General features: G+C 48.4%; 11 protein-coding genes. 9 read left to right on the forward strand and 2 right to left on the reverse strand.

The annotated features are described in order from the left end of the window. Window positions 1-37: 37 nt before the first annotated feature. Window positions 38-379, reverse strand: a complete 342-nt coding sequence (locus BOC67_RS04385; RefSeq protein ID WP_073077665.1) for a DNA-directed RNA polymerase subunit omega — start codon at window positions 377-379, stop codon at window positions 38-40. Next, the gene (locus BOC67_RS04390; RefSeq protein ID WP_291907774.1) at window positions 348-1184 is read right to left on the reverse strand and encodes an outer membrane protein assembly factor BamD; all 837 of its coding nucleotides are present in this window, start codon (window positions 1182-1184) and stop codon (window positions 348-350) included. The genes BOC67_RS04385 and BOC67_RS04390 overlap by 32 nt, the downstream gene beginning before the upstream one ends. A 490-nt stretch (window positions 1185-1674) precedes the next feature. Between BOC67_RS04390 and mraZ the strand changes: the two genes are divergently transcribed. The 9 genes from mraZ to murG all read left to right on the forward strand — a co-directional run bounded on the left by mraZ (window position 1675) and on the right by murG (window position 12396). Further along, window positions 1675-2142, forward strand: a complete 468-nt coding sequence (mraZ, locus tag BOC67_RS04395; protein ID WP_291907776.1) for a division/cell wall cluster transcriptional repressor MraZ — start codon at window positions 1675-1677, stop codon at window positions 2140-2142. A gap of 11 nt (window positions 2143-2153) precedes the next feature. Continuing rightward, window positions 2154-3065 (forward strand): 16S rRNA (cytosine(1402)-N(4))-methyltransferase RsmH, encoded by a 912-nt coding sequence (gene rsmH / locus BOC67_RS04400; RefSeq protein ID WP_291907778.1) that lies wholly within the window; start codon window positions 2154-2156, stop codon window positions 3063-3065. A 111-nt stretch (window positions 3066-3176) separates the two neighbouring features. Further along, a complete protein-coding gene (locus BOC67_RS04405) occupies window positions 3177-3560 on the forward strand; it encodes an FtsL-like putative cell division protein (RefSeq protein WP_291907781.1) in 384 nt (127 codons plus the stop codon). A 152-nt stretch (window positions 3561-3712) separates the two neighbouring features. Then, entirely contained in the window at window positions 3713-5818 is a 2106-nt protein-coding gene (locus BOC67_RS04410; protein WP_291907782.1) for a penicillin-binding protein, read from the forward strand. Then, window positions 5818-7284 carry a UDP-N-acetylmuramoyl-L-alanyl-D-glutamate--2,6-diaminopimelate ligase gene (locus BOC67_RS04415; protein ID WP_291907783.1) on the forward strand — a complete coding sequence of 489 codons (1467 nt, stop codon included), beginning with the start codon at window positions 5818-5820 and terminating at the stop codon, window positions 7282-7284. The genes BOC67_RS04410 and BOC67_RS04415 overlap by 1 nt, the downstream gene beginning before the upstream one ends. A gap of 97 nt (window positions 7285-7381) precedes the next feature. Then, window positions 7382-8641, forward strand: a complete 1260-nt coding sequence (gene mraY / locus BOC67_RS04420) for a phospho-N-acetylmuramoyl-pentapeptide-transferase (RefSeq protein WP_291907784.1) — start codon at window positions 7382-7384, stop codon at window positions 8639-8641. A gap of 42 nt (window positions 8642-8683) precedes the next feature. Then, window positions 8684-10024 carry a UDP-N-acetylmuramoyl-L-alanine--D-glutamate ligase gene (gene murD, locus BOC67_RS04425; protein WP_291907785.1) on the forward strand — a complete coding sequence of 447 codons (1341 nt, stop codon included), beginning with the start codon at window positions 8684-8686 and terminating at the stop codon, window positions 10022-10024. A 42-nt stretch (window positions 10025-10066) separates the two neighbouring features. Next, complete coding sequence (locus BOC67_RS04430) at window positions 10067-11263, forward strand: FtsW/RodA/SpoVE family cell cycle protein (protein WP_291907787.1); 1197 nt, start codon at window positions 10067-10069, stop codon at window positions 11261-11263. A gap of 32 nt (window positions 11264-11295) precedes the next feature. After that, window positions 11296-12396, forward strand: a complete 1101-nt coding sequence (gene murG, locus BOC67_RS04435) for an undecaprenyldiphospho-muramoylpentapeptide beta-N-acetylglucosaminyltransferase (RefSeq protein WP_291907788.1) — start codon at window positions 11296-11298, stop codon at window positions 12394-12396. The last annotated feature ends 19 nt before the right edge of the window (window positions 12397-12415 follow it).

The raw sequence follows: 12415 nt of genomic DNA on the forward strand, positions 1-12415 counted from the left end.
GCCATGAAATTAATATTTTTATTTATTCCCGTAACGATTAGCTGAACAGGTCATCGTCGTTTTTGCGGAAATAGATCTTATTGTCCAGAAATTCGTGAGTAGCCTGGATCGCAGGGTTAGCCAGTCTTTCGTAGAAGCGGCTGATCTCGATCTGCTCTTTGTTTTCGTGTACTTCTTCGAGGTTGTCGGTATGACTGGCAAACTCTTCCAGTTTGGAATGGAGCTCCTCTTTCACGGAAATATTGATCTGATTGGCGCGTTTTGCGATCACGGCAATAGACTCATATAAATTACCAGTTCTGTTCTTAATATCGGTAGTGTTTCTGGTTTCTACCCATGGATTAAGGCTACTGGTTAGACTTCGCTTTATTTTGCTCATTTTCCAGAGTTTTAATGTTTGATTGCGCTAAGGTATAAAATTTTTCGGCATCAGCCTTCAGTTTACTGTTTGGATAGTGGTCGGTGAAGTCGAGGTACTCGGATACCACGGTTTCATACCTTTCCTTTTGTTTATCCACTACGCTGTTTTTGGCGTAGGCGTAGTAAGCTTTGATAGCCATCATTTTATAACTGTCTGATTTATCGGAATCAGGGTAGTTACGCATGAGGCCTTTGAAGGCGATACCAGCAGCTTTATAGTAGCCGAGGTTATAATATAATTCGGCTGCGTTGTATTCTTTCTTTTCCAGTTTGCGGCGGCAAAGTTCGATCACCAGGTTGGCTTCCGCTACTTTAGGGGCGGTCGGGTAGTTGTTGACGAACGTTTGCATGGCGGCGATGGCTTTGGTGGTGTTGGTTTGATCCAGCGACACCTTAGGGGACTGCTTGTAATAGCAGTAGGCCTGCATATAGTCTATTTCTACGGCTCTCGGACTGTTTGGAAAGAGGTCCAGGTAGTTTTTGAAGTTAAAACCGGCCTGCACATAGTCTTTCAGGTAGTAAGAACAATAAGCCATATTGTAATAGAGTCCTTCGAACTTGTCGGTACCTTTATACACCTGCATGAGATCGCTATAGAGCGTCAGGGCAGTATTGTACTTTTTCTTCTGGTACATTTTATCGGCGTATGCCAGCTTCTTTTCAAAGTTATTACTTTTTTCTATCCTACGTAACTCATTGTTACAGGAAGAGAAAGTAATTACACCAATCAAAAGGACACTAATGTACAATAAAAATTTCCGCATAAGAGAGTGGCAAAATTAAGAATTAAATGTAAATGTAAGGTAGGGAGATTTTCATTGCTGTTAAAATTTTGCAAAAGAGGCGAATAAGTCGGCAAACCGGCGGAATTACAGGTTGATTTAAAAAAAGAAACGAGAAATTCAAAAAATTTTTTTTGATGATAAAATTTTAACACGTGTTGGCAACGGATTAGAATAAAAATCTAAGTGTAATTTTTGCCGGCCTTTAAAAAATCGGGAAAATGGGAGTCGCGCCAAGTGCAAGTCCATGGCGCTATTTAGCTCAGGCTCATGCCTTGCGAAAACTTATTAACACTTTACTAACACTACACCCCGGGAAATTCACATCTCCCCACCCCTAACTATATATAGAACCAGCGCAAGAGGGCTTTTATTCCTGTGGAAAAAATTTATAAAGCATTTTTTCGTTAAAAAGTGGGAAAAAGTGTTATTTTGTGTTAGAAAATGGATTTCAAGGACTTTACCCCATGGTATGACTGGTTTTCTCGGTGAATACGAAGCCACACTGGACGCTAAAGGGCGTTTCCTCCTTCCTGCCGGATTTAAAAAGCAGGTACAGGAAAGTGCGGGTGGTCAGTTTGTGATTTGCCGAGGGTTTGAGAAATGTTTGTCCCTGTATCCAATGAATGAATGGCAGCCCATTTTCGAGAAGATCAGTAAGCTGAATGACTTTGATCCAAAAGTACGGGAATTCAAGCGTTACTTTCTGAACGGGGCTACCATACTGGAGCTGGATAGCGCGGGAAGGTTGCTGGTACCGAAAAACCTGCTCTCTTACGCCAATCTGGAAAAAGATATTATTCTGGCTGCGGCCACCAATAAAATCGAGATCTGGGATAGTGTTAAATACCAGGAGTTCTTTGAAAATTTCTCACCAGCAGCCTTCAGTGATTTGGCACAGCAGGTTATGGGCGGAGGAGATAACAACAACACAATTTAAATCTGTAGCGTATGGGCGAACAGCAATATCACTTACCTGTTCTGCTGCAGGAGACAACGGAGCTGCTTCACATCCATCCATCCGGAACATATGTGGACGCTACGTTCGGAGGCGGAGGACATTCAAGAGCCATACTGGAAAGACTGGGTGAAAACGGCAGACTGATTGTGTTTGATCAGGACGAAGATGCCTACCGTAACAGGATATTAGACGACCGCGTAACTTTTGTACAACAGAATTTCAGGCACCTGCAACGTTTCCTGAAACTACATAAAGCAACACCTGTAGATGGTATTCTGGCAGATCTTGGCGTATCCTCCCATCAGTTCGATACTGCGGAAAGAGGATTCAGCATTCGTTTCGACGCGGATCTGGACATGCGAATGGACACCAGGACGGACCTTACCGCCGCGCAACTGCTGGCAACCTGGTCCGAAGCGAAATTACACCTCCTGTTCCAGGAATACGGAGAGGTAACCAATTCCAAAACACTGGCCCAAACCATCGTCAAAAACAGAAAAGCACACCCCATGCGTACCATTGCAGAATTCAAATCTGTAATCCAACCCATCGTAAAAGGGAATCCGCAGAAATACCTGGCCCAGGTTTTCCAGGCGCTGCGTATAGCCGTCAACGATGAACTGGGAGCTTTGAAAGACTTACTGTCACAATCCGCCGAAGTATTGAAACCAGGCGGAAGACTCGCTATCATCACCTTCCATTCACTGGAAGACAGAATAGTTAAAAACTTTATGAAATCTGGCAGTTTCGAGGAAGCACAAGACGATCCGTTTGGCTTGGAAACACCCCCTAAATTGTTCAAATTAATCACAAAAAAACCGGTAACCGCCAGCGATGCAGAACTGAAGATCAATAGCAGATCCAGGAGTGCAAAACTACGGGTAGCCGAAAAAAATTTGTAGCAGGCGCTTACCACGCAGCTCCAATCCTATCGTTCCTATTCACTGTGAAGGCTTTAACTGATGATGGCTTAGGCGTCTATCCATTTCATAATTCTTAAAAAAGCATAGCGCGTGTCCGAGGAAGAAATTATCGATAAAAACCAGGAGGTACCTGCTGAAGATCATATCCCTTTGCAGGAACCCAAAAAGGAATGGCGGCTCCGCATCAACTATTCAATGCTGGTGCAGAACATGCCCCGTATCCTGTTTCTAGCTGCCCTGGCGCTTATCTATATCGCCAACAGCCACCTCGCTGAAAAAAAAATACGCCGTATCAATCAGCTAAGCAAAGAAATTAAAGAGCTCAAGTGGGAATATATCAATGTGAAGAGCGAGCTTATGTTCAAAAGCAAAATGAGTGAAGTCAGCAAGTCAGTAGAGCAACTGGGACTCAAACAACTGAACTCCCCGCCTCGAAAAATTGTGCTGAAAAATGAAACAGAAAAAAATGATTAACACATTGATACCTGATACTGCCCGCCCTTACCAACCGGTATAGGCGGGGATGCTGGTAAATATCAAATGGCAAGCATCTCAATAAAACCGCCAGTGTCAGGTATCATACTTTATTATATCTCCCCCGGGAGAAACACAACAACAAAAAAAAAGTGGATGTAAAGAAAGACATATTATGGCGGGTGTATCTATGCGTTATCGGCATGGCGCTCTTCGGCGTCGCTATCCTCGCTAAAGTCTTTTATATCCAGAACGTCCAGGGAAGCTACTGGAGAAGTATTGCAGACAGCCTGCATACCCGGTATGTAGCCCTCGACGCCGACAGAGGTACCATCTATTCTGAAGAAGGAAGAATGCTCTCTTCCTCCATTCCCTATTTCGATATCAGGATAGATTTTGCCGCCGACGGACTCAGGGATAAACAGGGGAAAGTCTTCAAGGAAAACCTGGACTCCCTCGCGTTATGCCTCTCCCAGCTGTTTAACGACCGTTCCAAGGAGGAATACAAAACACTGATGCGGGAAGGCTATAAATCCAAAGACCGGTATTTCCTCCTCAAAAGGGATATACCGTTCAACCAATACCAGGCACTGAGAACGTTTCCGATGTTCCGGCTCGGCAAAAATAAAGGTGGCATGATCGCCGAAACCAAAAGTAAACGCATCAATCCCTTTAAACTGCTTGCCAACAGAACCATCGGGCTCGCCCGCGAGAATTCACAAAGCGTAGGACTGGAAAGAACCTACGACGAATACCTCAAAGGCGTTACCGGCAAACGCCTCATGCGCCGCATCGCCGGCGGTACCTACGTTCCCGTGGAGGGATACGACATCGAACCGGAAAACGGCCGCGATATCGTTACCACCATCGATGTGAACATGCAGGATATCGTGGAAACAGCGCTCATGAATATGATGGTGCAAAACGAATGCGAACACGGCACCTGCATACTCATGGAAGTGAAAACCGGCAAGATCAAAGCCATGGCTAACCTCGGACGCCAACCCGATGGCAGCTACTGGGAAAATATGAACTACGCACTGCAGGTCGGCGAACCAGGTTCCGTATTCAAACTGGCCACCGTGATCTCCGTGCTGGAAGATAAATACGCCACCATGAATACCATTGTAGACATGGAAGGCGGTAAATGGCGTGTAGGCCGCAGAACGGTGTACGACTCCGAACCGCATCCCGGTCCGCAGAAGGTAACCATCAAACACGCGTTCGAACTCAGTTCCAACGTGGGTATGGCCAAACTTGCCGTGCAGTTCTACAGCAAAAAACCGAATAGTTTCGTCAACAACCTGAAAAGGCTGAAACTCGATACTATCACCGGTATTGACCTGGTAGGCGAAGGGCGCCCGATCATCAAAAACACCTCCGCCCGCACCTGGTCCAATACCACCCTCCCGTGGATGGCCTTCGGATATGAAGTGCTGGTCAGCCCGCTGCAAACAGCCATGCTGTACAACGCAGTGGCCAACAACGGGAAAATGATGAAACCCTACCTCGTCAACTCCATTATGGAATATGGCCAGGTAGTGAAAAAATTTGAACCAACGGTAGTAATGGACAGCATCTGCTCCCAGTCTACCCTCCGCCAGGTGCGAGCCATGCTGGAAGGGGTAGTCACCAACGGAACAGCTAAAAAATTGCAGAACCAATACTACACCTTCGCCGGAAAAACCGGTACCGCCCTCGTTGCCAACGGCAGCAGAGGGTATGCCGATAAAATCTACCAGGCATCATTTGCAGGTTACTTCCCTGCCAATGACCCGCAGTACACCTGCGTGGTAGTAATAAAAAACAAACCGCATGCACTCCGCTTCTACGGCGCCAGTGTAGCGGGTCCCGTGTTTAGAGAAGTGGCAGATAAACTCTATGCGCTGGCAGTGGAAAAACAAACTCCCATGCAGGCAAACGTCAAACTGGATACGATGCTTGCCATGAAAACAGGAAAAGCTGCGGAATGGAACGAAATACTCCGTACCCTGCAACTCCCTGCCGCCGCCATCCCGGCCACAAACGCCTGGGTGAGCGCCAAAGTATCCAACCAGAAAGTCAACTTCCAGCAGGTACCGCAACCGAAAGGCGCCGTGCCGGACGTTACCGGAATGGGACTCAAAGACGCGCTGTACCTGCTGGAGAATGCAGGACTCCGCGTAGTTGTAAAAGGCGCCGGAAAAGTGAAATCACAATCACTGCCAGGCGGTACTAAAATCGGAAACGAACAAACTATTGTAATAGAACTCAGCTAATGAAGACGCTGCGCGACATATTATATAACGTAGGCATCACCGCCGTTCAGGGTAATACCGATATTACCGTGAACGCCATTGCAATTGATTCCCGCGCCATTGGTAAAAACGATGCCTTCATCGCCGTTAAAGGCGTTCACGCAGACGGTCATCAATATATTGGTAAAGCTATAGCACAGGGCGCTACGGCTGTTATCTGCGAGGAGATGCCGGCTAATACGGACGGCAACGTCACCTATGTGCAGGTGAAAGACAGCGCCGCCGCCAGCGGCATCATAGCTGGCAACTTCTATGATAATCCCTCCCGCCAGCTCAAACTGGTGGGCGTTACCGGCACCAATGGTAAAACGACCATCGCCACCCTGCTGTTTCGCCTGTTCACCAAAATGGGCTACCACTGTGGATTACTCTCCACTGTGCAAAACCAGATAGGCGATACCGTTATACCATCTACCCATACCACCCCGGACCCCGTCAGCCTGAACGCGCTGCTGGCCCGCATGGTAGACGATGGCTGCCTGTATGCATTCATCGAAGTGAGCTCACATGCCATCCACCAGCACCGCATCGCGGGGCTGCAGTTTGCCGGCGGCATATTCAGCAATATCACGCATGATCACCTGGATTACCACAAAACCTTTGATGAGTACATCCGCGTGAAAAAATCATTCTTTGACGACCTGCCGGCAAGCGCGTTTGCCCTCACCAACCTCGATGATAAAAGAGGCAACGTGATGCTGCAGAACACCAAAGCCCGCAAAGCAGGTTATAGTCTGCATACGCTGGCCGACTTCAAAGGAAAGATCCTTGAAAACAACCTGACCGGACTGATCATGTCCATCGACGATACGGAAGTACACTTCCGCCTCATCGGGGAGTTCAACGCCTATAACCTGCTGGCCGTATATGGCGCCGCCAGGCTGCTGGGCGAAGAGAAGTCCAAAGTACTGCAGGCACTGAGTGACATCCACGGCGCCGAAGGCCGGTTTGATTACTTCGTGTCCGATAAAGACCAGATCATCGCTATCGTTGATTACGCGCACACGCCGGATGCATTGAAAAATGTACTGGCTACCATACAAAACCTCCGCAAAGGCAATGAGCAGCTGATTACAGTAGTAGGCTGCGGGGGCGACAGAGATACCACCAAACGCCCAATCATGGCGGATGTGGCAGTGGAAAACAGCGACCGGGTTATATTCACATCCGATAACCCCCGCTCCGAAGACGCTGCCGCCATCATCGCGGAAATGGAAACAGGCGTGCCCGTGCATCTCAGGAAAAAATACATCGCTATCGTAGACAGGAAAGAAGCTATTAAAACAGCGGTTTCCCTGGCCGGTAAAGATGACATCATCCTCGTAGCCGGTAAAGGCCACGAAAAATACCAGGAGATCCATGGGGTAAAGCACCCCTTCGATGACAAGCAGGTATTGCGCGAGATGATGACCATGCTCGAGAAATAAGGAAGTGTGCAGTTGATGTAAATAATTGGAATAACTCAATGACTTAATAGCCTGCAACGCCGCTATGGCAGGGCGCTGCAGGTACGACTAAAACTATATGTTATATTATTTTTTAAATTATCTGAAATCAGAATTCAACATCAGCGTAATCGGCGGTGGAATGTTCCAGTTCATCACCTTCCGGGTTACCATGGCACTGCTATTGTCGCTGGTGATCTCCCTGCTTTTGGGTAAACGTATTATCAGATTGCTGCAGCGCCGCCAGATCGGGGAAACCATCCGCGAACTCGGCCTCCAGGGAGAAAATTCCAAAAAAGGCACCCCTACTATGGGCGGCCTGATCATCCTGTCTGCCATTGTTATTCCTACATTATTATTTGCACAGGTAGCGAATGTGTACATCTGGCTCATGCTGCTGAGTACCGTATGGCTCGGACTGATCGGCTTCCTGGACGATTATATTAAAGTCTTCAAGAAAAATAAAGAGGGCCTGGCCGGCAGATTTAAAATCATGGGTCAGGTAGGTCTGGGCCTGATCGTAGGCTGTACCCTTTATTTTAATAACGATGTGGTAGTGTCCCGCGAGGTGGTAGGTCCCAAGAAGATTGCCGCCTACGAAAGGCCGGTAAAAAACCACCCGGAAAGAGTGACACGCGACGGGCACCGGTTCGTGGATGTGAAAACGCCCATCACTACCATCCCGTTCGTGAAAAACCACGAGTTCAATTACTCCAAACTGATCTCCTGGATTCCCGGCGCTGAAAAATACACCTGGGCGCTGTATATCCTGATCGTCATCTTTGTGATCACCGCCGTATCCAACGGCGCTAACATAACGGATGGACTGGACGGCCTGGCAACGGGCGTTTCGGCAATTATAGGGGTAGGCCTCGGCATCTTCGCCTATGTTTCCGGTAACATCCAGTTTGCAGAATACCTCAATGTAATGTACATCCCCTACCTCGGGGAATTGTCCATTTTTATTGCGGCATTCGTAGGGGCCTGTGTGGGCTTCCTCTGGTACAATGCTTATCCGGCGCAGGTATTCATGGGAGATACCGGCAGCCTCGCCATCGGCGGCATTATTGCCTCCCTGGCATTCATCGTACGCAAGGAGCTGCTCATCCCCATCTTCTGCGGCGTATTCCTGGTAGAACTGGTGTCCGTAATGGTACAGGTATCCTACTTCAAATACACCAAGAAGAAATATGGCGAAGGAAGAAGGCTGCTGAAAATGTCGCCCCTCCACCACCATTACCAGAAACTAGGTTACCACGAAAGCAAAATTTCCGTACGCTTCTGGATCGTAACCATCATGTGCGTGGTATTTGCCATCGCTACATTCAAAATGAGATAAGATATTTTATTAAAACATAAATAACGTAGAAGAATAAACGAAATGGCACATAAACTGATCATATTAGGAGCCGGAGAGAGTGGAATTGGTGCGGCCTTGCTGGGTAAACAGCAGGGATATGAAGTTTTTGTGTCAGACGGCAGCCCGATTAAAGACATTTATAAGCAGGAACTGGCGGTTAACCAGATACCATTCGAAGAAGGTCATCATTCCTGGGATACAATACTTGGCGCAGACGAAATCGTGAAAAGCCCGGGTATCCCCGAAAAATCAGAACTGATGAAAAAGGTGCGCGAAAAAGGCGTACCGGTGATTTCCGAGATTGAGCTGGCCTACCGTTTTTCGAAAGGTAAAAAGATTATTGCCATCACTGGCAGCAACGGCAAAAGCACCACCACCGCCCTTACCTATCACCTCTTCAAAACCGCAGGTTATGACGTGGCTATGGTAGGCAACATCGGAGTGAGCTATGCCCGCCAGGTGGCCACCGCACCAGCGGAGTATTATGTGATTGAAGTTAGCAGCTTTCAGCTGGATGACATTAAGGAGTTCAAACCCAACGTGGCCATCCTGCTGAACATTACGCCTGATCACCTGGACCGGTATGAGTACAAGATGGAAAACTACGTGAAGTCCAAATTCAGGATTGTCATGAACCAGACAAAGGATGATACATTCATCTACTGTGAAGATGATCCCGAGATCATGCAGCATTTACCGCAGCAACCCATTAATTCAACATCAATACCTTTTACCATCATGAAACGACTGAAAGCAGGCGGCTACGTCGAAAACGACCAGTTGCACATAAAGGTAGACGAACAGCCGGTCATAGTCAGTATCTACGACCTGGCGCTGAAAGGAAAACACAACCTGTACAACTCCATGGCAGCCGGTATCGCCGGCAAAACGATGGGCATCCGCAAGGAGAAGATCCGCGAAAGCCTCACCAGTTTCAAAAGCCTGGAGCACAGGATGGAATATGTGGCCACTGTCAAAGGGGTGGATTTCATCAACGACAGCAAGGCTACCAACGTCAATTCCGTATGGTTTGCGCTGGAAAGCATGGAAAAGCCCATTGTACTCATCATGGGCGGTGTGGATAAAGGGAACGATTACAGCGCCATCCGTCCCCTCGTACAGGAAAAGGTAAAGGCCATTGTATGCCTCGGTGTGGATAACAAACCCATCGAAGAAGCGCTCCGCAACGACACGCCGGTGATGGTCAACACCACCAGCATGAAGGAAGCGGTAACCACGGCGCTGAAACTGGCAGCCAAAGGCGATGTGGTACTGCTCTCCCCGGCCTGCGCCAGCTTCGACCTCTTCAAGAATTATGAAGACCGGGGCCGGCAGTTCAAAGACGCCGTCAGGGAGTTATAATTAATGGGTAAGAGGTATTGTAACTGTAACGAATAAACGAAAATGAATAATCTGCTCTATAGAACCAAAGGCGATAAAGTTATCTGGACGATAGTGATTTTCCTGTCGCTGGTTAGCCTGCTGTCGGTATATAGCGCAACAGGATCACTGGCCTATCGGGAAAGAGGCGGACATACAGAATACTATCTGCTGAAGCAGCTTTCCGTACTGGGCATGGGGCTCCTGATCATCTATTTCGCTCACCGGGTGAATTACACCATTTACTCCCGGGTAGCGCAGGTAGGCTTCCTGATATCCATACCGCTGCTGATATACACATTGGCATTCGGTTCCAATATCAACCAGGCCAGCAGATGGATCAGTCTTCCCATTATCAACCTGACCTTCCAGACATCGGATGTAGCCAAGCTCTTCATCTTCATGTATGTAAGCAGGCAGTTATCCAGAAGACAACATATCATTGAAGATTTCCGAAAGGGTTTTCTTCCGATCATCATCCCGGTAGGCATCATCTGCCTGCTGATCATGCCGGCCAATATGAGTACGGCTTTGCTGTTGGGCGCCAGTTGTATGATCCTCTTCTTCATCGGAAGGGTTCCCATCCGGTTCCTGGCAGGCATGGTGGCAGCCGGCGCTGTGCTGGTGGTGCTGATGTTCATGATAGCGAAATTCACCGGTAAGGAAATGCGTACGAAAACATGGGAAAAGCGTATCGAAAGCTTTTTGCATGACGATCATACCGAAACGCCCTACCAGGTACAACAGGCAAACATCGCGATCGCCGGCGGCGGTATGATGGGAAAAGGCCCGGGTAACAGTACACAACGTAACTTTTTACCGCATGCCTATTCCGATTACATCTACGCCACGATCATTGAAGAATACGGACTGGTGGGCGCCTTCCTGATCCTCGCAGCTTACATGCTGCTGTTGCTCAGGAGCATCCGCATCTACCGGAGATGCCCCTACGCTTTTGGCGCCTTCCTCGCGGTAGGCCTTAGCGTAACCCTGGTGATACAGGCGCTGACCAACATGGCGGTAAACGTTCACCTCTTCCCGGTAACAGGGGTAACCCTGCCGCTGGTAAGTATGGGAGGTTCCTCCGTGATCTTTACCAGCCTGGCCATCGGTATTATCCTCAGCGTAGCCCGGAATGTGGAAGAGATGGAGGGTAAACAGGCGGAAAAAGAAAGACTGGAACGGGTAATGGCAGCCCGTGAAAACGAAGCAGTAGCATAATTAAACAGATTAAAACAGCAACAATAGCACAGATGCAACGCAAAATTATCATAGCAGGCGGCGGTACAGGAGGACATATCTTCCCGGCCATTGCCATTGCCAATGCGTTGAAAAAGATTCAACCGGATACAGAGATCCTCTTTGTGGGCGCCAAAGGCAAAATGGAGATGGAGAAAGTGCCGCAGGCAGGCTACCGCATCGAAGGACTGGAAATAGCAGGATTCAACAGGAGCAACCTTTTCAAAAATATACTGCTGCCTTTCAAAATCTGGAAAAGCCTGCGGCATGCAAAGGCCATCATCAGGGATTTCCAGCCGGATGCAGTCATAGGCGTTGGCGGTTATGCCAGCTTCCCTATCCTGCGGGCGGCCCAGCGGATGCAGATCCCTTCGCTGATACAGGAACAGAATTCATTTGCCGGCAAGTCCAATAAAATTTTGGGGAAGAAGGCAAAGAAAATATGTGTGGCGTACGACGGTATGGAACGCTTCTTCCCGGCGGACAAGCTGATATTAACCGGCAATCCTGTCAGGAATAATATCACCCAGTCGGCCGTAACGAAAGAGGATGCCCTGCAGCACTTTGACCTCGTCCCCGGCAGGCAAACCGTGTTTGCCGTAGGCGGCAGCCTGGGTGCAAAGGCCATCAATGAAGCACTGGTTCCCTTACTGCCATTGTTCGTGCAGAAAAATATCCAGTTGCTCTGGCAAACGGGCAAACCGTTTTATGAAACGGCTAAAGCAGCTGCCGCTCCTTACGCATCTCACGTAAAAGTCCACGAGTTTATCAATGTAATGGACTTTGCTTATAAGGCGGGAGATGTAGTACTATCAAGGGCAGGCGCACTCGCCATTGCAGAGCTCTGCATTGTGAAAAAGCCGGTCATCTTCGTGCCTTACCCATTCGCAGCGGAGGATCACCAGACGTCCAATGCCATGAACCTGGTTAACAAGGACGCCGGCCTCATCATCAAAAACGATGCGGTAGGCACAGAGCTGGAAAGCGTGCTTTTCAGCCTCCTTCAGAATAAGGCGCTGATGGAGAAAATGGCGCAGAACATCGGCGCCATGGCGCATCCGAATGCCGATATGGACATCGCCCAACAGGTATTTGCCATCATCAATGAAAGGTAAGTATCAACAAATAGTAACG

It is taken from the genome of Chitinophaga sp. CB10 (assembly GCA_001870995.2).
Lineage (GTDB): Bacteria > Bacteroidota > Bacteroidia > Chitinophagales > Chitinophagaceae > Chitinophaga.